Source organism: Pseudomonas sp. PDM14, assembly GCF_014851905.1.
Classification (GTDB): Bacteria; Pseudomonadota; Gammaproteobacteria; order Pseudomonadales; family Pseudomonadaceae; genus Aquipseudomonas.
Genome location: NZ_JACVAQ010000001.1, coordinates 467,798 through 488,296, shown reverse-complemented (window position 1 = coordinate 488,296; position 20,499 = coordinate 467,798). Strand labels below are relative to the sequence as shown.

Genomic DNA, 20,499 nt, shown 5'->3' with positions numbered 1-20,499 from the left:
AGAATGCCGCCCACCTGGCCGACCCTCTTGCGATGCCCCTTTGGGCGGCAAAGATGGTGACACTTTCTACAATTCACTCACGGCCCTGGCGAACACTCTGCCACCTGCTGTCCCATTCGAAGGAGTCACAAGATGAAGAAGATCGTGCTTCTCGGCGCCCTGGCGCTGTCCGCATTCAGCGCCCTGACCATGGCTGCCGACAAACCCCTGCGTATCGGCATCGAAGCGGCCTACCCGCCGTTCGCCTTCAAGACCCCGGAAGGCAACATCGCCGGCTTCGACTACGACATCGGCCTGGCCCTGTGCGAAGAGATGAAAGTCGAGTGCAAATGGATCGAGCAGGAGTTCGACGGCCTGATCCCGGCACTCAAGGTGCGCAAGTTCGACGCCGTGCTGTCGTCCATGTCCATCACCGAAGACCGCAAGAAGTCCGTCGACTTCACCGGCAAGTACTACTCCACCCCGGCCAAGCTGGCGATGAAGGCCGGTACCGAGCTGAAAGACCCGCTGGTCGACCTCAAGGGCAAGAAGATCGGCGTGCAGCGCTCCTCGGTCTATGACCGCTACGCCACCGACATCTTCGCCCCGGCCGGTGCCGAGATCGTCCGTTACAGCTCGCAGAACGAAGTCTTCCTCGACCTCGCCTCGGGCCGCCTGGACGCCACCCTGGCCGACTCGGTGAACATCGACGACGGCTTCCTCAAGACCGATTCGGGCAAGGGCTTCGCCTTCGCCGGTCCGGACTTCACCGAAGAGAAGTACTTCGGCGAAGGTCAGGGCATCGCGGTGCGCAAGGGCGACAAGGCCCTGGCTGACAAGATCAGCGCCGCCATCCTGGCCATCCGTGCCAACGGCAAGTACAAGGCCGTGCAGGACAAGTACTTCCAGTTCGACGTCTACGGCAAGTAATGCCGGTTAACCTTCTCCTCGCTGCAGGAGAAGGTGGCCCGTAGATCGGGAGAGTGGCACTCGACGCACCTCTCCCGATCCACTCCCTGAAGGGGAAGGGGCGCTCCCGCTGTTTTTCCCTGAGGTGAATCCATGCTAGACGGCTACGGCTCGACCATTCTCGATGGCACCTGGCTCACGTTGCAGTTGGCGCTGCTGTCGATGACAGTCGCGGTCCTGCTCGGCCTGATCGGCGCGGCCTGCCGCCTGTCTCCCCTGAAGTGGCTGTCGCTGCTTGGCGAAACCTACGCCACGGTAATCCGCGGCATTCCCGACTATGTGCTGATCCTGCTGATCTTCTACGGTGGCCAGGACATGGTGAACCGCATCGTGCCGCTGTTCGGCTACGACGAATACATCGACATCAACCCCTTCGTGGCGGGTGTCGGTACTCTCGGCTTCATTTATGGCGCCTACCTGTCGGAAACCTTCCGCGGGGCGTTCATGGCCATTCCCAAGGGGCAGGCCGAAGCCGGCCTGGCCTATGGCATGGGTGGCATGCGTGTGTTCTTGCGCATCCTCGTGCCGCAGATGATCCGCCTGGCGATTCCAGGCTTCACCAATAACTGGCTGGTGCTGATCAAGGCCACTGCGCTGATCTCCCTGGTCGGCCTGCAGGACGTGATGTTCCGCGCCAAGGGCGCCGGCGATGCGACCCGCGAACCCTTCACCTACATCCTGATGGCAGCCGGTATCTACCTGGCGATCACCAGTGTTTCCTTGCTGGTCCTGCGTTATCTCGAACGACGCTACTCGGCTGGCGTCAAGGCAATGGAAATCTAAGGGGCTGCCATGATCTTCGATTACAACGTGGTCTGGGACAGCCTTCCGCTCTACTTCGGCGGTGTGCTGGTCACCCTCAAACTGCTGGCCATCGCCCTGGCGATCGGCCTGCTCGCCGCCGTGCCGCTGGCGCTGATGCGCGTCTCGCGCCAGCCGCTGATCAACGCGCCGGCCTGGCTCTACACCTACGTCATCCGCGGCACGCCGATGCTGGTGCAGCTGTACCTGCTGTACTACGGCCTGGCGCAGTTCGAGGCGGTGCGCGACAGCGTGCTGTGGCCGTACCTGTCCAACGCGACCTTCTGCGCCTGTCTGGCCTTCGCCATCAACACCAGCGGCTACAGCGCGGAAATCCTCGCCGGCAGCATCAAGGCCACGCCGCCGGGTGAGATCGAGGCGGCCAAGGCCATGGGCATGTCGCGCTTCAAGCTCTATCGCCGCATCCTCCTGCCGTCGGCGCTGCGCCGCGCGCTGCCGCAGTACAGCAACGAAGTGATCATGATGCTGCACACCACCAGCCTGGCGTCGGTGGTGACGCTGATGGACATCACCGGTGCGGCGAAGACGGTCAACTCGCAGTTCTACCTGCCATTCGAGGCCTACATCACCGCCGGCCTGTTCTACCTGGTGCTCACCTTCATCCTGGTGCGCCTGTTCAAGCTGGCCGAGCGTCGCTGGCTGGTTTACCTGGCCCCGCGCAAGGCTTGAGCCGCGCGTTCCCCGTATTCGATAGCGAGAGCCGAGACCATGTACAAACTCGAAATCCAGGATCTGCACAAGCGCTACGGCGACCACGAAGTGCTCAAGGGCGTTTCCCTGGCGGCCAAGGCCGGTGACGTGATCAGCATCATCGGCTCCAGCGGCTCGGGCAAGAGCACCTTCCTGCGCTGCATCAACATGCTCGAGCAGCCCTACGGCGGCAAGATCCTGCTCAACGGCGAAGAGCTGAAGCTGGTGAAGAACAAGGAGGGCGCGCTCAAGGCCGCCGATCCCAAGCAGCTGCAGCGCATGCGCTCGCGCCTGGCGATGGTGTTCCAGCACTTCAACCTGTGGTCGCACATGAGCGCCCTGGAAAACGTCATCGAGGCGCCCGTGCACGTGCTCGGCGTACCGAAGAAGGAAGCCCTGGAGAAGGCCGAGCATTACCTGGCCAAGGTCGGTGTGGCGCACCGCAAGGACGCCTACCCGGCGCACATGTCCGGTGGTGAGCAGCAGCGCGTGGCGATTGCTCGTGCCCTGGCCATGGAGCCCGAGGTGATGCTCTTCGACGAGCCGACCTCGGCGCTCGACCCGGAGCTGGTCGGTGAAGTACTGAAGGTGATGAAGGACCTGGCACTGGAAGGCCGCACCATGGTCGTGGTGACCCACGAGATGGGCTTCGCCCGCGAGGTGTCGAACCAGCTGATCTTCCTGCACAAGGGCCTGGTAGAAGAAACCGGCTGCCCGAAAGAGGTGCTGGCCAATCCGCAATCCGAACGCCTCAAGCAGTTCCTCTCCGGCAGCCTGAAGTGAGTGTGGCGAATTCGCCATTTACCCTGAGTAGACCCTAGACTGCCACCATGACTGCCCCTGCCCACTGCATCGGTTTCCTCATCTGGCCGGACACCCGGCCCATGACCCTGGCCCTGGCCGAGGAAGCCCTGCGCGTGGCGCAACGGGTGCACCCGGACGTTGCCTACGAGGTGCGCTTCCTGCACGCCGAACCGCAGGCCGAGGGCGCCTGGCGCCTGCCGGGCGAGCCGTGGGCCGGACGCCTGGAGGGCTGCCAGCGGCTGTTCCTGCTCGCCGACGAGGCGCCGGCGCAAGTCGCGCCGGCTCTGACCAGTGCGCTGAAACAGTTGGTGCGCAGCGGCAGTCTGATTGGCGGCCTGTCCGCCGGGGTCTATCCGCTGGCCCAGCTCGGCCTGCTCGACGGCTACCGCGCCGCCGTGCACTGGCGCTGGCAGGACGATTTCACTGAGCGGTTTCCCAAGGTCATCGCCACCAGCCACCTGTTCGACTGGGACCGTGATCGCCTGACCGCCTGTGGCGGCCTGGCCGTGCTCGACGTGCTGCTGGCCTTGCTGGCCCGTGACCACGGCGCCGAACTGGCCGGCGCGGTGAGCGAGGAGCTGGTGGTCGAGCGCATCCGTGAAGGCGGCGAGCGCCAGCGCATTCCGCTGCAGAACCGCATCGGTTCCAGCCACCCCAAGCTGACCCAGGCCGTGTTGTTGATGGAAGCCAACATCGAAGAGCCGCTGACCACCGACGAGATCGCCCAGCACGTCTGCGTGTCGCGCCGTCAGCTGGAGCGCATCTTCAAGCAGTACCTCAATCGCGTGCCCAGCCAGTACTACCTGGAGCTGCGCCTGAACAAGGCACGCCAGCTGCTGATGCAGACCAGCAAGTCGATCATCCAGATCGGCTTGTCCTGCGGCTTCTCCTCCGGTCCGCACTTCTCCAGCGCCTACCGCAACTTCTTCGGCGCTACCCCGCGCGAAGATCGCAACCAGCGCCGCAGCACCAGCCCCTTCGAAATCGCCCCGAGCGTGGTCGAGCGCGGCTGATAGCCGACTTTTCGGCCACAGATGCTTCCCACGCTCCGCGTGGTAGCTCTCCCGCGACGCTCCGCGTCACAGACTCGTCGCCCCTCGCAGGGTCCGAATTGACGCTGGAGCGTCAACAGCTGCATTCCCACGCGGAGCGTGGGAACGATCAATCAGGCCGCATTTTGCGGTGTTTCTTGTGGGCGCCAGCTCGCTGCGCGGACCGTCGAGAGGCCTGTAGGCAATGCGCAGGTTAATTTCCCGTCGAGCGTCCCCGATTGGCTGGCGCTGCGTTTAAACTGCGCAATTCCGGTGCTTTCTGTCGCTTTGCCGAAAGCCCAGGAAAATCGCGGGTTGCCGCTGTAAGAAGTTGTCGCATGCCGGCAATGCGGGCCTGCAATCAGTCCCTACAATCTTTTCATCACCAGCCAGCCAGTGCCGGTGTTCCTTATTCAGGAGAGCTCCGATGTCCGTTCAGCACGATCCGGTGCAACGCGCCGATTTCGACCAGGTCATGGTCCCCAATTACTCCCCAGCCGCCTTCGTGCCGGTGCGTGGCCTGGGTTCGCGAGTATGGGATCAGAGCGGTCGCGAGCTGGTCGACTTCGCCGGTGGCATCGCCGTCAACGTGCTTGGCCACTGCCATCCGGCGCTGGTCAAGGCGCTGACCGAGCAGGCCAACACCCTGTGGCACGTGTCCAACGTGTTCACCAACGAGCCGACCCTGCGCCTGGCCAAGAAACTGGTCGACGCCACGTTCGCCGATCGCGTGTTCTTCTGTAACTCCGGCGCCGAAGCCAACGAGGCCGCCTTCAAGCTGGCCCGTCGCGTTGCCCATGACCGGTTCGGCCCGGAAAAGTACGAGATCATCTCGGCCATCAACAGCTTCCACGGCCGCACCCTGTTCACCGTCAGTGTCGGTGGTCAGCCGAAGTACTCCGATGGTTTCGGCCCGAAGATCCAGGGCATCACCCATGTGCCGTACAACGATCTCGACGCACTGAAGGCGGCGATCTCCGACAAGACCTGCGCCGTGGTGCTCGAGCCGATCCAGGGCGAGAGTGGCGTGCTGCCGGCGCAGCAGGCTTACCTGGAAGGCGCGCGCAAGTTGTGCGACGAGCACAACGCGCTGCTGATTTTCGACGAAGTGCAGAGCGGTATGGGCCGTACCGGTGACCTGTTCGCCTACATGCACCACAACGTCGTGCCGGACATCCTTTCCAGCGCCAAGAGCCTGGGCGGCGGCTTCCCGATTGCAGCCATGCTGACCACCGACGACCTGGCCAAGCACCTGGCCGTCGGCACCCACGGCACCACCTACGGCGGTAACCCGCTGGCGTGCGCGGTAGGCGAGGCGGTGATGGACGTGATCAATACCCCGGCCGTGCTCGATGGCGTCAAGGCCAAGCACGAGCAGTTCAAGACCCGCCTGCAGGCGATTGGCGAGAAGTACGGCATCTTCGGCGAGATTCGCGGCCGCGGCCTGCTGATCGGCTGCCAGCTGGTCGGTGCCTGGGTCGGCAAGGCCAAGACCGTGCTCGACGCTGCCGCTGCCGAAGGCGTGATGGTCCTGCAGGCCAGCCCGGACGTGGTGCGTTTTGCCCCGAGCCTGGTGGTCGAGGATGTCGACATCAACGAAGGCCTGGATCGCTTCGAGCGCGCCGTGGCCAAGCTGGTCCAGGGCTGAGCCCCTGCCGCGCCTGCGGGCGCGGCAACCGCGGCACAGGACGTGCCGCGTGATTCTCAGGACGAGCCATTCATGCGTGATCGGACCCTGTCCGGTCGTTTTCCAGAAGGTTCTGCGGAGCCGCCTGGAGCTTTTATTCAGAAGGCGCCTTCGTGCAAAGGAGTAAGGCCATGCTGGTGATGCGCCCCGCGCAACTGTCGGACCTTGCCGATGTGCAACGTCTGGCTGCGGACAGCCCGGTAGGTGTCACCTCCCTGCCGGATGACGCCGGCCGTCTGCGCGACAAGATCGTCGCCTCGGAGGCCTCGTTCGCCGCCGAGGTCAGCTTCAACGGCGAGGAGAGCTACTTCTTCGTCCTCGAAGACAGCGCCACCGGCCGCCTGGTCGGCTGCTCCGGTATCGTCGCCTCGGCCGGTTACTCCGAGCCGTTCTACAGCTTCCGCAACGAGACCTTCGTGCACGCTTCGCGCGAGCTGAAGATCCACAACAAGATCCACGTCCTCTCGCTGTGCCACGACCTCACCGGCAACAGCCTGCTGACCAGCTTCTACGTGCAGCCGGAGCTGGTCGACAGCCCGTTCGCCGAACTCAATTCGCGTGCCCGCCTGCTGTTCGTCGCCGCCCACCCCGAGCGTTTCGCCGATGCGGTGGTGGTGGAGATCGTCGGCGACAGCGACGAGCAGGGCGACTCGCCGTTCTGGGATGCCGTGGGCCGCAACTTCTTCGACATGAACTACGCCGAGGCCGAGCGCCTGTGCGGGCTGAAGAGCCGCACCTTCCTCGCCGAGCTGATGCCGCATTACCCGATCTACGTACCGCTGCTGCCGGACGCCGCCCAGGAAGCCATGGGCCTGGTGCACCCGCGTGCCCAGGTGACCTTCGACATCCTCATGCGCGAAGGCTTCGAGACCGACCACTACATCGACATTTTCGACGGTGGCCCGACCCTGCACGCGCGCACGTCCGGCATCCGTTCGATCGCCCAGAGCCGCGTGGTGCCGGTACGTATCGGCGAGCCGGGCAAGGGTGGGCGCGAGTATCTGGTCAGCAACGGCCAGTTGCAGGACTTCCGCGCCATCGTCGCCGAACTCGACTGGGTGCCCGGCAAGCCAGTGACCCTGTCCGCCGATGTCGCCGACGTGCTCGGTGTCGGTGAAGGCACCAGCGTCAGGCTGGTGGCGGTTTAACTGTTCATGGCGCGCGGGTGACCAGCGTGCCTTTCAAGCGCGCAGCGTGCTGCTTGACGCGTTTAGCTGATCCGGAGGATCTATGATCGTTCGTCCCGTGCGCAGTGCCGATTTGCCGGCCCTGTTCGACCTGGCCCGCAGTACCGGAGCCGGTCTGACCACCCTGCCGGCCAATGAAGAGCGCCTGGCGCACCGGGTCGGTTGGGCGGAGAAGACCTTCCGTGGCGAAGCCGCGCGCGCCGACGCCGATTACCTGTTCGTGCTCGAGGATGACGACGGCAAGGTCGTCGGCATCTCCGCTGTGGCCGGTGCCGTGGGCCTGCGCGAGCCCTGGTACAACTACCGCCTGGGCCTGACCGTCAGCGCCTCGCAGGAGCTGGACATCCACCGCGAGATTCCCACGCTGTTCCTCGCCAACGACCTGACCGGCAACTCCGAGCTGTGCTCGTTGTTCCTGCATGCCGATCACCGCAGCGGCCTCAACGGACGCCTGCTGTCGAAGGCGCGCTTCCTGTTCATCGCCGAGTTCCGCCAGCTGTTCGGCGACAAGGTGATCGCCGAGATGCGCGGCATGTCCGATGCCGAAGGCCGCTCGCCGTTCTGGGAAAGCCTTGGTCGGCATTTCTTCAAGATGGAATTCAGCCAGGCCGACTACCTCACCGGCGTCGGCAACAAGGCCTTCATCGCCGAGCTGATGCCCAAGTTCCCGCTCTACACCTGCTTCCTCTCCGAAGAGGCGCGCAGCGTGGTCGGCCGCGTGCACCCGGACACCGAGCCGGCGCTGGCGATGCTCAAGGGTGAGGGCTTCGGCTACCAGGGCTACGTCGATATCTTCGACGCCGGCCCAGCCATCGAGGTGGAGACCGACAAGATCCGTGCGGTGCGCGACAGCCAGACCCTGGTGCTCGCCGTCGGTACGCCGGGCGACGACGCCACGCCGTACCTGATGCACAACCGCAAGCGCGAAGACTGCCGCATCACCGCCGCACCGGCGCGCGTCGCCGCCGGCACGTTGGTGGTCGATGCGCAAACCGCCAAACGCCTGCAGCTGGCCGTCGGGGCCCAGGTGCGAGCCGTGCCGCTGTCGGCCAAGGAGAGCAAGCAATGACCACCCATTACATCGCCGGCGTCTGGCTGGTTGGCCAGGGCGCACGCCTGGAATCGCTGAATCCGGTGACCCAGGAAGTGCTGTGGCGTGGCGACGAAGCCTCCGCACAACAGGTGCAGGCTGCGGTGCAGGCCGCGCGCGATGCTTTCCCGGCCTGGGCGCGACGCACCCTGGACAAACGCATCGCCGTGCTCGAACAATTCGCCGTGACCCTCAAGGCGCATGCCGACGAGCTGGCCCGCTGCATCGGCGAGGAAACCGGCAAGCCGCTGTGGGAGTCCGCCACCGAGGTGACCAGCATGGTCAACAAGGTCGCCATCTCCGTGCAGAGTTACCGTGAGCGCACCGGCACCAAGAGCGGTCCGCTGGCCGACGCGACCGCCGTGCTGCGGCACAAGCCGCATGGCGTGGTGGCGGTGTTCGGCCCGTACAACTTTCCCGGCCACTTGCCCAACGGCCACATCGTACCGGCGCTGCTGGCCGGTAACGCGGTGGTGTTCAAGCCCAGCGAGCTGACGCCCAAGGTCGCCGAGCTGACGGTCAAATGCTGGATCGAAGCCGGCCTGCCAGCCGGCGTGCTCAACCTGGTGCAGGGCGCGCGCGATACCGGCGTGGCGCTGGGCAGCAACGACGGCATCGACGGCCTGTTCTTCACCGGCTCCAGCCGCACCGGCAACCTGCTGCATAGCCAGTTCGCCGGTCGCCCGGGCAAGATCCTCGCGCTGGAGATGGGTGGCAACAACCCGCTGGTGGTCGAGCAGGTCCGGGATCTCGATGCCGCCGTCTACACCATCATCCAGTCCGCGTTCATTTCCGCTGGTCAGCGCTGCACCTGTGCACGCCGCCTGCTGGTGCCGCAGGGCGAGTGGGGCGACAGCCTGCTGGCGCGCCTGGTGGCGGTCAGCTCGACGATCAAGGTTGGCGCTTTCGACGAGCAGCCGGCGCCGTTCATGGGCTCGGTGATTTCCCTGAGCGCCGCCCAGCACCTGCTCAAGGCCCAGCGCCAGCTGATCGAGCGCGGCGCGGTGTCGCTGCTCGACATGTCGCAGCCGCTGGAAAACGCCGCGCTGCTGACGCCAGGCATTCTCGACGTGAGCGCCGTCGCTGAGCGCGTCGACGAGGAGTTCTTCGGTCCGCTGCTGCAGGTGATCCGCTACGACGGTTTCGACGCGGCCATCGCCGAGGCCAACAACACCCAGTACGGCCTGGCCGCCGGCCTGCTGTCGGATTCCGCCGAGCGCTACCAGCAGTTCCTCATCGAGAGCCGCGCCGGTATCGTCAACTGGAACAAGCAGCTGACCGGTGCCGCCAGCAGCGCGCCGTTCGGTGGGATTGGTGCCTCCGGCAACCACCGCGCCAGTGCCTACTACGCCGCCGACTATTGCGCCTATCCGGTGGCCTCGCTGGAAAGTGAAACCCTGAGCCTGCCGGCCAGCCTGACCCCGGGAGTGAGTCTGTGATGTCCGCCTATGAGATGAACTTTGACGGCCTGGTCGGGCCGACGCACAACTACGGCGGCCTGTCCTACGGCAACGTGGCATCGCAAAGCAACAGCCAGGCGGCGTCCAATCCGAAGGAAGCGGCGCTGCAGGGCCTGGGCAAGATGAAGGCGCTGATGGACATGGGCTTCAAGCAGGGCGTATTCGCCCCGCAGGAGCGCCAGAACGTCGCCGCGCTGCGCAGCCTGGGTTTCACCGGCAGCGATGCCGAGGTGATCCAGCGCGCCGCCAAGGAGGCCATGCCGCTGCTGGCTGCCGTGAGTTCTGCCTCGAGCATGTGGACGGCCAACGCCTGCACCGTCAGCCCGAGCGCCGACACCGCCGACGGGCGTGTGCATTTCACCGCCGCCAACCTCAACTGCAAATTCCACCGCAGCATCGAGCACCCGACTACCAGTCGCGTGCTTGGCGCCATGTTCGCCAACCAGCAGCACTTCGCCCACCACGCCGCCTTGCCGGCGGTAGGCCAGTTCGGCGACGAAGGTGCGGCCAACCACACGCGCTTCTGCAAGGGCTATGGCGATGCCGGCGTGGAGTTCTTCGTCTACGGCCGCAGCGCCTTCGACAGCCGCTACCCGGCGCCACAGCGCTACCCGGCGCGGCAGACCCTCGAAGCCTCGCAGGCCATCGCGCGCCTACACGGGCTGAGCGAGGAGGGCGTGGTCTATGCTCAGCAGAACCCGGCGGTCATCGACCAGGGCGTGTTCCACAACGACGTGATCGCGGTGGGTAACGGCGAGGTGCTGTTCTATCACCAGGACGCCTTCCTCGATACCGAGCGCGTTCTCGACGAGCTGAGCGCCAAGCTCGCCCGCCGTGGCGGCAGCTTCCAGGCGGTCTGCGTACCGCGCGAGGCGGTGGCGGTGGAGGACGCGGTGCGCTCCTACCTGTTCAACAGCCAGCTGCTCAGCCGCGCCGATTGCAGCATGCTGCTGATCGTGCCGGAGGAGTGTCGCAACAACGCCAAGGTCTGGAGCTACCTTCAGCACCTGACCAGCGGCGACGGCCCGATCCGCGAGGTCAAGGTGTTCGACCTCAAGCAGAGCATGCAGAACGGCGGTGGTCCGGCGTGCCTGCGTCTGCGCGTGGCGCTCAAGGAAGACGAACTGGCAGCGGTCAATCCGGGCGTGATCATGACCCCGGCGCTGCACGAAGACCTGACCGCCTGGGTCGGCAAGCACTACCGCGATCGCCTCAGCGAAGCCGATCTGGCCGACCCACAGCTGCTGACAGAATGCCGCACGGCATTGGATGAACTGACGCAGATCCTTAAACTGGGCGCGGTTTACCCCTTCCAACTTGTTTAACCGAGTACTTATTTCATGTCCGATGCCCTGCAACTGATTCTCGAAGACACCGACGGCACCCAGCTGGAAACCTCCTGCACGCGTTTTGCCGTGATGTGGCAGGGCAAGGAAGTGTGGATCCAGCAGGCTGGCAACGGCCAGTTGCTGATCGGTGTGGATGTCGACGAAGGCGATGCCGAATACGCCAACCTGCTGCTGCGCCCGCTGGCCACCAACCTGGTCAGCCTGCAGCTGGAAATGGAAGCGGCCGACGTTGCCGACGACGAAGACGATGGCCATGTCCACGGCCCCGACTGCAACCACTGAGGATTGCCCCTGCCATGCTCGCCCTCGGCAAACTGCTTGAACTGACCCTGGCTGGCCGCGAGCCGACCGAGAAAATTCAGCTGACCCGCGAGGGCGCACGCTTGCACTGGCTGGGCGAGGGCGCGCTGGAGATCACGCCGACGGCCCAGGCCGACAATGGCATGGACCTGTTGCTCTCCGCCGGCATCCACGGCAACGAGACGGCACCGATCGAGCTGCTCGACCGCCTGCTGCAGGCCGTGGCTTCCGGCCAGCTGTTGCCGAGCGCACGGATTCTCTTCCTGTTCGGCAATCCCGAGGCCATGCGCCGCGGCGAGCGCTACATCGAACAGGACATCAATCGCCTGTTCAGTGGTCGCCATGAACAGAGCAGCGGCAATGAGGCCCTGCGCGCCAACGAGCTGGAGCGCCTGGCCGCGGCCTTCTTCAGCAAGCCGGGGCGGAAGCGCCTGCACTACGACCTGCACACGGCAATCCGCGCCTCGAAGATCGAACAGTTTGCCCTCTACCCCTATGCCGAAGGCCGCGAGCACTCGCCCGTCGAGCTGGCTCGCCTGCGCGCGGCGGGTATCGACGCGGTGCTGCTGCAGCAGAAAACCGGCATCACCTTCAGTTCCTACACCTACGCCCATCTCGAGGCGGAGGCCTTCACCCTGGAGCTGGGCAAGGCGCGGCCGTTCGGGCAGAACCAGATGGTCAATCTCGATCTGCTGGAAACCCGCCTGCAACAGTTGATCGAGGGCAACGAGCCTGCCGGCGGCGACACGCTCGACGGGTTGCAGCTGTTCACCGTCTCGCGTGAAGTGATCAAGCACAGCGATGCCTTCAAGCTGCACCTGCCGGACGACATCGAGAACTTCAGTGAGCTGGCGCAAGGCTTCCTGCTGGCCGAAGACATCGCCAATACCCGTTGGGTGATCGAGGAGGAGGGCGCGCGCATCATCTTCCCCAATCCCAAGGTGAAGAACGGCTTGCGCGCGGCGATCCTCATCGTGCCCGCGGCGATCTGACGCGACCAAGCGGCATTTCACCGGTATTCCCCTTGCCCTGAGCTCCCGATAGGCGTTTTCTATCCGTTTTCCCGGTTAAACAGGCTGTCCATGCCGTGCAAGGCCGATATAATGCGGCCCTTTGCCGGCTTTGCCGTGGCCGCCGTTTGCCTGGAATGAATAAATGAAAAGCGCAGAAATCCGTGAAGCCTTCCTCCGCTTCTTCGAAGAGAAGGGGCACACCCGTGTGGCATCCAGCTCGCTGATTCCGGCGAACGACCCGACCCTGCTATTTACCAACGCCGGGATGAACCAGTTCAAGGACTGCTTCCTGGGTCTGGAAAAGCGCGCCTACACCCGTGCCACCACCAGTCAGAAATGCGTGCGTGCCGGCGGCAAGCATAACGACCTGGAAAACGTCGGCTACACCGCGCGCCACCACACCTTCTTCGAAATGCTGGGCAACTTCAGCTTCGGCGACTACTTCAAGCGCGACGCGATCTCCTATGCCTGGGAGTTCCTCACCAGCGACAAATGGCTGAACCTGCCGAAAGAGAAGCTCTGGGTCACCGTCTACGCCACTGACGACGAGGCCTACGACATCTGGCACAAGGAAGTTGGCATCCCGGCCGAGCGCATGATCCGCATCGGCGACAACAAGGGCGCGCCGTACGCGTCCGACAACTTCTGGGCGATGGGCGATACCGGCCCGTGCGGCCCGTGCACCGAGATCTTCTTCGACCACGGCGAGCACATCTGGGGCGGCCCGCCCGGTTCGCCTGAGGAAGACGGCGACCGCTACATCGAGATCTGGAACAACGTGTTCATGCAGTTCAACCGTACCGCCGACGGTGTGCTGCACCCGCTGCCGGCCCCGAGCGTGGACACCGGCATGGGCCTGGAACGCATCAGCGCCGTGTTGCAGCACGTCAACTCGAACTACGAGATCGACCTGTTCCAGAGCCTGCTCGACGCTGCGGCCAAGGCCATCGGCTGCGCCAACGAGGCCCAGGCTTCGCTGAAAGTGGTGGCCGACCACATCCGCTCCTGCGGCTTCCTGATTGCCGACGGCGTAACCCCGTCCAACGAAGGTCGCGGCTACGTGCTGCGCCGCATCGTGCGTCGCGCCTGCCGTCACGGCAACAAGCTGGGCGCCAAGGGCAGCTTCTTCTACCAGATCGTCGCCGCACTGGTGGCCGAGATGGGCGAGGCCTTCCCCGAATTGAAACAGCAGCAGGCGCATATCGAGCGTGTGCTGAAAACCGAAGAAGAGCAGTTCGCCAAGACCCTGGAGCAGGGCCTGAAGATCCTCGAGCAGGACCTGGCCGACCTCAAGGGCAGCGTCATTCCCGGCGACGTGGTGTTCAAGTTGTATGACACCTACGGCTTCCCGGTGGACCTGACCGGCGACATCGCCCGCGAGCGCGAGCTGACCCTCGACGAGGAAGGCTTCGAGCGCGAGATGGAAGCCCAGCGCGTGCGCGCCCGTTCCGCCAGTTCCTTCGGCCTGGACTACAACAGCCTGGTCAAGGTCGATGTCGACACCGTGTTCACCGGCTATCAGGCCACTCAGGGCGAAGGCCGTGTCGTCGCCCTGTTCAAGGCCGGTGCGGCGGTTGACAGCCTGAGCGAAGGCGAAGAGGGCGTCGTGGTGCTCGATACCACGCCGTTCTACGCCGAGTCCGGCGGCCAGATCGGCGACAGCGGTCTGCTGACCGCTGCTGGTGTGCGCTTCGATGTGCGCGATACCACCAAGGCCGGCGGCGCGTTCCTGCACCACGGCATCCTGGCCCAGGGCAGCCTGAAGGTTGGCGCCGCCGTGCAGGCGGGTGTCGATGCCGGTGTGCGTCAGGCCACTGCGCTGAACCACTCCGCCACTCACCTGCTGCACGCCGCCCTGCGCCAGGTGCTCGGTGAGCACGTGCAGCAAAAGGGCTCGCTGGTCGATAGCCAGCGCCTGCGCTTCGACTTCAGCCATTTCGAGGCGATCAAGCCGGAGCAGCTGAAACAGCTGGAAGAGCTGGTCAACGCCGAGATCCGCAAGAACTCCGAGGTCGAGACCGAAGAGACCGATATCGAGACCGCCAAAGCCAAGGGTGCCATGGCGCTGTTCGGCGAGAAGTACGGCGATGACGTGCGTGTGCTGACCATGGGCGGCGGCTTCTCCGTCGAGCTGTGCGGCGGTATCCATGCCTCGCGCACGGGCGACATCGGCCTGTTCAAGATCACCAGCGAAGGCGGTGTGGCTGCCGGCGTGCGCCGGATTGAAGGCGTCACCGGTGCCGCGGCGCTGGCCTGGCTGAATGCGGCGGAAGAGCAGTTGAAAGAGGCAGCGAACCTGGTCAAGGGCAGTCGCGACAACGTGCTGGACAAGCTTGCCGGCCTGCTCGAGCGCAATCGCCAGCTGGAAAAGGAGCTGGAGCAGCTCAAGGCCAAGGCCGCGAGCGCGGCGGGCAACGACCTGGCGGGTTCGGCGATCGACGTCAAAGGCATCAAGGTGCTGACGGCACGTCTCGATGGCCTGGACGGCAAGGCCCTGCTGGCAATGGTCGACCAGTTGAAGAACAAGCTCGGCAGCGCGGTGATCCTGCTCGGCGGCGTGCAGGACGACAAAGTCGTGCTGGTGGCCGGCGTGACGCAGGACCTGACCGCCAAGCTCAAGGCCGGTGATCTGATGCGTCAGGCCGCGGCAACCGTGGGCGGCAAGGGCGGTGGTCGCCCAGACATGGCCCAGGGTGGTGGTGTGGATGCCGGCAAGTTGGACGAAGCGCTGGCCCTGGCCGCTATCTTCGCCGACCAAGGCCTGTAAGACAGCGAAAACCAAGGCCCACAGCGCGCCCGACGGGCCTTGGCAGTGTGACCCGATGCGGGTCTAATGGGCGCCCTTGAGGAATCAGGCGGCTTTTTGACATGGCTTTGATCGTACAGAAATTTGGGGGCACCTCCGTCGGCACCGTCGAGCGTATTCAGCAGGTGGCCGAGAAGGTGAAGAAGTTCCGCCAGGGCGGCGACGATATCGTCGTCGTGGTGTCCGCCATGAGCGGCGAAACCAACCGCCTGATCGAACTGGCCAAACAGGTCAGCGACGGTCATCCGGTTCCGCGTGAGCTGGACGTGATGGTTTCTACTGGCGAGCAGGTGACGATTGCCCTGCTGGCCATGGCGTTGATCAAGCTGGACGTGCCGGCCGTGTCGTACACCGGCAACCAGGTGCGCATCCTCACTGACAGCGCGCACACCAAGGCGCGCATCCTGCAGATCGACGATCAGCGTATCCGTGCCGATCTGAAGGCCGGTCGCGTGGTGGTCGTCGCCGGTTTCCAGGGCGTCGACGAGCAAGGCAATATCACCACGCTGGGGCGTGGCGGTTCCGATACCACCGGCGTGGCCCTGGCGGCGGCGCTGAAGGCGGACGAGTGCCAGATCTACACCGATGTCGATGGTGTCTACACCACCGACCCGCGCGTAGTACCCAAGGCTCAGCGCCTGGACAAGATCACCTTCGAAGAGATGCTGGAAATGGCCAGCCTCGGCTCCAAGGTGCTGCAGATTCGTTCGGTGGAATTCGCCGGCAAGTACAACGTCCCGCTGCGCGTGCTGCACAGCTTTCAGGAGGGTCCGGGCACCCTCATTACCCTTGATGAAGAGGAATCCATGGAACAGCCGATCATCTCCGGCATCGCTTTCAACCGCGACGAAGCCAAGCTGACCATCCGTGGCGTGCCGGATATCCCGGGCGTGGCTTTCAAGATCCTCGGCCCGATCAGTGCCGCGAACATCGAAGTCGACATGATCGTGCAGAACGTCGCGCACGATAACACCACCGATTTCACCTTCACCGTGCACCGCAACGATTACCAGAGCGCTCAGGCGGTTCTGGAAAACACAGCGCGCGAGCTGGGTGCCCGTGAAGTGATCGGCGACACCAACATCGCCAAGGTCTCGATCGTCGGTGTCGGCATGCGCTCCCACGCGGGTGTTGCCAGCCGCATGTTCGAAGCGCTGGCCAAGGAGACCATCAATATCCAGATGATCTCCACCTCGGAAATCAAGGTGTCCGTGGTCATCGAAGAGAAGTACCTGGAGCTGGCCGTGCGCGCATTGCACACTGCTTTCGACCTGGACGCCCCGAGACAGGGCGAGTAGGAGTTCTCTCGAAAGGCGCGCCTAGTTCGCGCCTTTCGTCTTTTTTTGACTGGCGTAGCAGGAACTTTCCTTTTGCTCGCACTGGTCAATACTTGGGTGAAGGTTCCGAGTTGATATTGGCGGGGCTGCCACCATTATATTTCTGCAGACTGTTGTCCTGTGCTAAATCCGTAAGGAGAAAGGAATGCTGATTCTGACTCGCCGGGTCGGAGAGACCCTGATGGTCGGTGATGAAGTTACTGTCACCGTGTTGGGCGTGAAAGGTAACCAGGTTCGTATTGGTGTTAACGCTCCCAAGGAAGTAGCGGTACACCGAGAAGAGATTTACCAGCGTATTCAGAAAGAGAAGGGCGACGAACCAAGCCACTAATTTTTCTCGAAATTTTGGCTTTGCAAACGGGGAAAACATGGTTATCATGCGCCCCGTGTTGCGGAGAGGTGGCCGAGTGGCCGAAGGCGCTCCCCTGCTAAGGGAGTACACCTCAAAAGGGTGTCGGGGGTTCGAATCCCCCCTTCTCCGCCATTTTCACAACCTTGGTTGTGTTTGTGCAAAGGCTGGTAAGTGATTGAGCTTATTCAGAAAAGTGCTTGACCATATGGTTAGGCTCCCTATAATGCGCAATCCATGCACTCATAGCTCAGCTGGATAGAGTACTCGGCTACGAACCGAGCGGTCGGAGGTTCGAATCCTCCTGAGTGCACCATATAAAAATGGCATTGCAGCAATGCAGGCCATTTTGTTTCAACCAGAGGCGATCTGGTCTAAAAACGCCAAATGCACTCATAGCTCAGCTGGATAGAGTACTCGGCTACGAACCGAGCGGTCGGAGGTTCGAATCCTCCTGAGTGCACCATATAAAAAGGCCCGCAGTAATGCGGGCCTTTTTTCTTTTCAGCGTTTGCCTTTCACGCATCCGCCCTCATCGAACGTTACCTGCCGGCGATTCCCTTCGTTGTCCACGTAGTGGTAACGAGTTTCCCCGCTCTGCCGGGTGATCTTGTCAGGGGTGCCCAGGCTGCTTTCCACGTCTGCCTGTGTCATTCCGGATTTTTCCTGCTGTTGCACGATGGCTTTTCGTCGCTCTCGCCCGGTGACTCGATTCCCGCAGCCGTCATCTTTCTGTCCGACCACCAGGGGCTGGCTTTTCTTGTCCGTCTTCGATTTGCTGCGTTTTTCTTTCTTGGCTTTGGCTAGAGGAACGGGCTTGCCTTTGCCGGGTGTTGGGTTGAACGCCTCCTGCAGCTGTTGGTCTGCTGTTACCGGGCAGCCGTGTCGTGTGTAGGTGATCTGGCCTCCCGCGTCTTCGCAGCGAAAGACGGTAGAGGCAAAGATGAGATGGGTTGGGTAAAGCAGGGTTGCGCAAATTCCTGCGCAGAGTAATCGCAGCATTTCGAGTGTCCTCCATGACGGCTCGCAGGCAAGCGTAGTCGCTGTTCGTGGCGTCGCCACCTGGTGTCTTCTCGACGCTGGCTGGCGTCCCACTCGAGTGCTCTCAAATTTGCTTAACTGTGCAGCGCAAGAGCCTGTTCTGGCCGAGATTTTGTCCGTACACGAATTCTCGCGGTGGTATGATTGCGCTGTCAGCCCCGCCGGGGCTTGTGGAATACCACCATGGACTTACCCAGTAGTTGCTCAAATCCTCGAATACCCAATCGTGTACTGATTGACTGACCCTCGTGGCGTGCTCTGCTGCTGGGGTGGAGCGCGCCATATGACTGAAGTAGAAGCCAAAAAGCCGCAAGAGAGCATGCAGGATCGCCTGGCGCAGGTGGTCGAGTTGCTGCATCGCCACAAGCTGCTCGAAAATCTGGCGCATCGCCAGGAAGGGCAGCACCAAGACCTGGTGGAAGGTCTGGTCCATCGGCAGAACCTCGCCGAGCTGCAGCGCAAGCTTGACGACCTGCACTCCGCTGACATTGCCCACATTCTCGAAGCCTTGCCGCTCGATGATCGACTGACCGTCTGGCAGTTGGTCAAGGCCGAGCGCGATGGCGACATTCTCCTCGAGGTATCCGACGCGGTCCGCGAATCACTGATCGCGGACATGGACGATCACGAGATTCTCGCCGCGGCGCGGGACATGGATGCGGACGAGCTGGCCGACCTCGCTCCCGAGCTGCCGCGTGACGTCGTTCTCGAACTGATGGAATCGCTGGACGCCCAGCAGCGTGAGCGTGTGCGCTCGGCGCTTTCCTATGAGGAGGATCAGGTCGGTGCGCTGATGGACTTCGAGATGGTGACCATTCGCGAGGATGTCAGTCTCGAGGTGGTATTACGCTATCTGCGTCGCTTGAAGGAACTGCCTGGGCACACGGACAAGTTGTTCGTGGTCGATTACGACGGCCTGCTGAAGGGTGTTTTGCCGATCAAGCGGCTACTGGTGAATGACCCTGACCTGCAGGTGCGTGGTGTCATGGCCAGCGATCCGGTGAGCTTTCATCCGGATGAGGATGCCTACGATGCTGCCCAGGCGTTCGAGCGCTATGACCTGGTATCCGCTCCTGTTGTGGACAAGACCGGCAAGTTGATAGGCCGTCTGACCATCGACGAAATGGTCGACCTGATTCGCGAGGAGAGTGAGGCCGAAGTGCTCAACATGGCCGGTCTGCGCGAAGAAGAAGATATATTTGCCTCGGTCTGGAAATCGCTGGGCAACCGCTGGTCCTGGCTGGCGCTGAACCTGATCACGGCTTTTGTGGCATCGCGGGTGATCGGTTTGTTCGAGGGTTCGATCGAGAAGCTCGTGGCATTGGCTGCGCTGATGCCGATCGTGGCGGGTATTGGTGGTAACTCCGGTAACCAGACCATCACCATGATCGTGCGTGCCATGGCTTTGGATCAGGTAAGTACAGGTAATACCGCACGGTTGTTGCGTAAGGAATTGAGCGTTGCTCTGGTGAACGGTGTGGTTTGGGGTGGGGTGATCGGCGTGGTCGCGTTCCTGCTCTATGACAGCTGGTCACTGGGCGTGGTGATGACGGGTGCGATGACTCTGAACCTGCTGCTCGCAGCCCTGATGGGGGTATTGATCCCGATGACGCTGGTGCGCATGGGGCGAGATCCGGCGATGGGTGCCAGTGTGATGATCACCGCCGTCACGGATAGCGGTGGCTTCTTCATCTTCTTGGGTTTGGCGACGATCTTCCTGTTGTGAGGGGCGCCAGATAGCGCGCACAAAAAAAGCCGGCATCAGCCGGCTTTTTTGTATTCGTTGGACTCAGGAATCTTCGTTTGCCAGTTCGGCATCGTGGGCGATCAACGATACCAAGGCGTTCTGCTGGCGATGGGAAAGCTGGCGAAAGCGCTGCAGCAGCTCTCGCTCGTGCAGCGACAGCTCCGGGCTGTCGAGGCGCAGGCCTTCGTCGTCTCCCAGAACACCTTCCTGGACCAGGCTCTGCTCCAGGCGGGCGATGATTTCCGAGTTCATGCTGCGGTGATGGTTGCGTGCCACGTCGGCAATGCGCTCGCGCATACCGTCCGGGAGACGAACCACAAACTTGTCAGCCGTACGGCTGGAATAGATAGCTTGCTTCATAGGGCGCATACATTAAACCGGTTAGTTCAGGAAAGCGATGCTGGCATCAGGCTATGAATAGTAGCGCTTTGACCGACTTTAGAGCGGGTGGTTCAGCCTGTCAGCATCGACGTTCAGTTTGGTCGATTATTTGACGCCAATTACACGACGTATTTTGATGCTTGTGCAGGCTTATTGCCAGCACCAATTATCAGAAATGCGCGGCAATGTGCAAAACGATCGTGCCAAATCATCACAAAAACGTCTGGAAGTCCCAGTGGAATGGGCTTTCCAGGGCGATATGGCGCAGGCCCTCGGTGCATGACAAATTCAGGCACTGCCGTTAACATGCCGCCCGTCGCCCATTACGTCCCAGTAGCTCAATTGGATAGAGCATCCCCCTCCTAAGGGGAAGGTTGGTGGTTCGAACCCACTCTGGGACGCCATTTATCGAGCACAGCCCTGTTGCTCGCTCCTGCCGCTGCAAGGTGAAATGATT

The 20,499-nt window shown here is 62.9% G+C and carries 19 protein-coding genes and 4 tRNA genes; 21 read left to right on the top strand and 2 right to left on the bottom strand.

What is annotated here, in order from left to right; all coding sequences use genetic code 11:
• Positions 1–132: 132 nt before the first annotated feature.
• From IB229_RS02170 to IB229_RS02085, 18 genes are all read left to right on the top strand, one after another.
• Entirely contained in the window at positions 133–909 is a 777-nt protein-coding gene (locus tag IB229_RS02170; protein WP_192324502.1) for an ABC transporter substrate-binding protein, read from the top strand.
• 132 nt (positions 910–1,041) lie between these two features.
• Entirely contained in the window at positions 1,042–1,731 is a 690-nt protein-coding gene (locus IB229_RS02165; RefSeq protein ID WP_192324500.1) for an ABC transporter permease, read from the top strand.
• Positions 1,732–1,740: 9 nt separating this feature from the next.
• On the top strand, positions 1,741–2,439 hold the full coding sequence (locus tag IB229_RS02160) for an ABC transporter permease (protein ID WP_192324497.1): 699 nt from the start codon (positions 1,741–1,743) through the stop codon (positions 2,437–2,439).
• Between the two features lie 39 nt (positions 2,440–2,478).
• Complete coding sequence (locus IB229_RS02155) at positions 2,479–3,243, top strand: ABC transporter ATP-binding protein (RefSeq protein ID WP_192324495.1); 765 nt, start codon at positions 2,479–2,481, stop codon at positions 3,241–3,243.
• Positions 3,244–3,290: 47 nt separating this feature from the next.
• Positions 3,291–4,277, top strand: a complete 987-nt coding sequence (gene argR / locus IB229_RS02150; RefSeq protein ID WP_192324493.1) for a transcriptional regulator ArgR — start codon at positions 3,291–3,293, stop codon at positions 4,275–4,277.
• Between the two features lie 445 nt (positions 4,278–4,722).
• On the top strand, positions 4,723–5,943 hold the full coding sequence (locus IB229_RS02145) for an aspartate aminotransferase family protein (protein ID WP_192324491.1): 1,221 nt from the start codon (positions 4,723–4,725) through the stop codon (positions 5,941–5,943).
• A gap of 170 nt (positions 5,944–6,113) precedes the next feature.
• Positions 6,114–7,130, top strand: coding sequence for an arginine/ornithine succinyltransferase subunit alpha (gene aruF, locus IB229_RS02140; protein WP_192324489.1), 1,017 nt, complete (start codon positions 6,114–6,116; stop codon positions 7,128–7,130).
• A gap of 82 nt (positions 7,131–7,212) precedes the next feature.
• Positions 7,213–8,238, top strand: a complete 1,026-nt coding sequence (astA, locus tag IB229_RS02135; protein WP_192324487.1) for an arginine N-succinyltransferase — start codon at positions 7,213–7,215, stop codon at positions 8,236–8,238.
• Positions 8,235–9,698, top strand: a complete 1,464-nt coding sequence (gene astD, locus IB229_RS02130; protein ID WP_192324485.1) for a succinylglutamate-semialdehyde dehydrogenase — start codon at positions 8,235–8,237, stop codon at positions 9,696–9,698. The genes astA and astD overlap by 4 nt, the downstream gene beginning before the upstream one ends.
• Positions 9,698–11,044, top strand: a complete 1,347-nt coding sequence (astB, locus tag IB229_RS02125) for an N-succinylarginine dihydrolase (protein ID WP_192324483.1) — start codon at positions 9,698–9,700, stop codon at positions 11,042–11,044. The genes astD and astB overlap by 1 nt, the downstream gene beginning before the upstream one ends.
• A gap of 15 nt (positions 11,045–11,059) precedes the next feature.
• Complete coding sequence (locus IB229_RS02120; protein ID WP_192324481.1) at positions 11,060–11,350, top strand: topoisomerase II; 291 nt, start codon at positions 11,060–11,062, stop codon at positions 11,348–11,350.
• Between the two features lie 14 nt (positions 11,351–11,364).
• A complete protein-coding gene (astE, locus tag IB229_RS02115; RefSeq protein ID WP_192324479.1) occupies positions 11,365–12,360 on the top strand; it encodes a succinylglutamate desuccinylase in 996 nt (331 codons plus the stop codon).
• Positions 12,361–12,523: 163 nt separating this feature from the next.
• Entirely contained in the window at positions 12,524–15,148 is a 2,625-nt protein-coding gene (gene alaS, locus IB229_RS02110; protein WP_192324477.1) for an alanine--tRNA ligase, read from the top strand.
• Positions 15,149–15,249: 101 nt separating this feature from the next.
• Positions 15,250–16,485, top strand: coding sequence for an aspartate kinase (locus IB229_RS02105; protein WP_192324475.1), 1,236 nt, complete (start codon positions 15,250–15,252; stop codon positions 16,483–16,485).
• Between the two features lie 184 nt (positions 16,486–16,669).
• Positions 16,670–16,855 carry a carbon storage regulator CsrA gene (gene csrA, locus IB229_RS02100; protein WP_069517029.1) on the top strand — a complete coding sequence of 62 codons (186 nt, stop codon included), beginning with the start codon at positions 16,670–16,672 and terminating at the stop codon, positions 16,853–16,855.
• A gap of 62 nt (positions 16,856–16,917) precedes the next feature.
• Positions 16,918–17,008 (top strand) — tRNA-Ser (locus IB229_RS02095).
• A gap of 104 nt (positions 17,009–17,112) precedes the next feature.
• Positions 17,113–17,189 (top strand) — tRNA-Arg (locus IB229_RS02090).
• A gap of 73 nt (positions 17,190–17,262) precedes the next feature.
• Positions 17,263–17,339, top strand: a tRNA-Arg gene (locus IB229_RS02085).
• A 38-nt stretch (positions 17,340–17,377) separates the two neighbouring features.
• Here the strand turns inward: IB229_RS02085 and IB229_RS02080 are convergent.
• Positions 17,378–17,875 (bottom strand): hypothetical protein, encoded by a 498-nt coding sequence (locus IB229_RS02080; protein ID WP_225578896.1) that lies wholly within the window; start codon positions 17,873–17,875, stop codon positions 17,378–17,380.
• 322 nt (positions 17,876–18,197) lie between these two features.
• Between IB229_RS02080 and mgtE the strand changes: the two genes are divergently transcribed.
• The gene (gene mgtE, locus IB229_RS02075) at positions 18,198–19,640 is read left to right on the top strand and encodes a magnesium transporter (protein WP_192324473.1); all 1,443 of its coding nucleotides are present in this window, start codon (positions 18,198–18,200) and stop codon (positions 19,638–19,640) included.
• 63 nt (positions 19,641–19,703) lie between these two features.
• Here mgtE and IB229_RS02070 read toward each other — a convergent pair whose 3' ends face one another.
• Complete coding sequence (locus tag IB229_RS02070; protein ID WP_192324471.1) at positions 19,704–20,030, bottom strand: Arc family DNA-binding protein; 327 nt, start codon at positions 20,028–20,030, stop codon at positions 19,704–19,706.
• A 109-nt stretch (positions 20,031–20,139) separates the two neighbouring features.
• On the opposite strand from IB229_RS02070, the gene IB229_RS02065 reads away from it, so the two are divergent.
• Positions 20,140–20,325 (top strand): hypothetical protein, encoded by a 186-nt coding sequence (locus tag IB229_RS02065; protein ID WP_192324469.1) that lies wholly within the window; start codon positions 20,140–20,142, stop codon positions 20,323–20,325.
• Positions 20,326–20,369: 44 nt separating this feature from the next.
• A tRNA-Arg gene (locus tag IB229_RS02060) sits at positions 20,370–20,446 on the top strand.
• Positions 20,447–20,499: the final 53 nt, after the last annotated feature.

Excerpts from the sequence above, each read along its gene's own strand:
- IB229_RS02170 (WP_192324502.1), top strand. The coding sequence starts at position 133 with ATGAAGAAGATCGTGCTTCTCGGCGCCCTGGCGCTGTCCGCATTCAGC.
- IB229_RS02165 (WP_192324500.1), top strand. The coding sequence starts at position 1,042 with ATGCTAGACGGCTACGGCTCGACCATTCTCGATGGCACCTGGCTCACG.
- IB229_RS02160 (WP_192324497.1), top strand. The coding sequence starts at position 1,741 with ATGATCTTCGATTACAACGTGGTCTGGGACAGCCTTCCGCTCTACTTC.
- IB229_RS02155 (WP_192324495.1), top strand. The coding sequence starts at position 2,479 with ATGTACAAACTCGAAATCCAGGATCTGCACAAGCGCTACGGCGACCAC.
- argR (WP_192324493.1), top strand. The coding sequence starts at position 3,291 with ATGACTGCCCCTGCCCACTGCATCGGTTTCCTCATCTGGCCGGACACC.
- IB229_RS02145 (WP_192324491.1), top strand. The coding sequence starts at position 4,723 with ATGTCCGTTCAGCACGATCCGGTGCAACGCGCCGATTTCGACCAGGTC.
- aruF (WP_192324489.1), top strand. The coding sequence starts at position 6,114 with ATGCTGGTGATGCGCCCCGCGCAACTGTCGGACCTTGCCGATGTGCAA.
- astA (WP_192324487.1), top strand. The coding sequence starts at position 7,213 with ATGATCGTTCGTCCCGTGCGCAGTGCCGATTTGCCGGCCCTGTTCGAC.
- astD (WP_192324485.1), top strand. The coding sequence starts at position 8,235 with ATGACCACCCATTACATCGCCGGCGTCTGGCTGGTTGGCCAGGGCGCA.
- astB (WP_192324483.1), top strand. The coding sequence starts at position 9,698 with ATGTCCGCCTATGAGATGAACTTTGACGGCCTGGTCGGGCCGACGCAC.
- IB229_RS02120 (WP_192324481.1), top strand. The coding sequence starts at position 11,060 with ATGTCCGATGCCCTGCAACTGATTCTCGAAGACACCGACGGCACCCAG.
- astE (WP_192324479.1), top strand. The coding sequence starts at position 11,365 with ATGCTCGCCCTCGGCAAACTGCTTGAACTGACCCTGGCTGGCCGCGAG.
- alaS (WP_192324477.1), top strand. The coding sequence starts at position 12,524 with ATGAAAAGCGCAGAAATCCGTGAAGCCTTCCTCCGCTTCTTCGAAGAG.
- IB229_RS02105 (WP_192324475.1), top strand. The coding sequence starts at position 15,250 with ATGGCTTTGATCGTACAGAAATTTGGGGGCACCTCCGTCGGCACCGTC.
- csrA (WP_069517029.1), top strand. The coding sequence starts at position 16,670 with ATGCTGATTCTGACTCGCCGGGTCGGAGAGACCCTGATGGTCGGTGAT.
- IB229_RS02080 (WP_225578896.1), bottom strand. The coding sequence starts at position 17,875 with ATGCTGCGATTACTCTGCGCAGGAATTTGCGCAACCCTGCTTTACCCA.
- mgtE (WP_192324473.1), top strand. The coding sequence starts at position 18,198 with ATGACTGAAGTAGAAGCCAAAAAGCCGCAAGAGAGCATGCAGGATCGC.
- IB229_RS02070 (WP_192324471.1), bottom strand. The coding sequence starts at position 20,030 with ATGCGCCCTATGAAGCAAGCTATCTATTCCAGCCGTACGGCTGACAAG.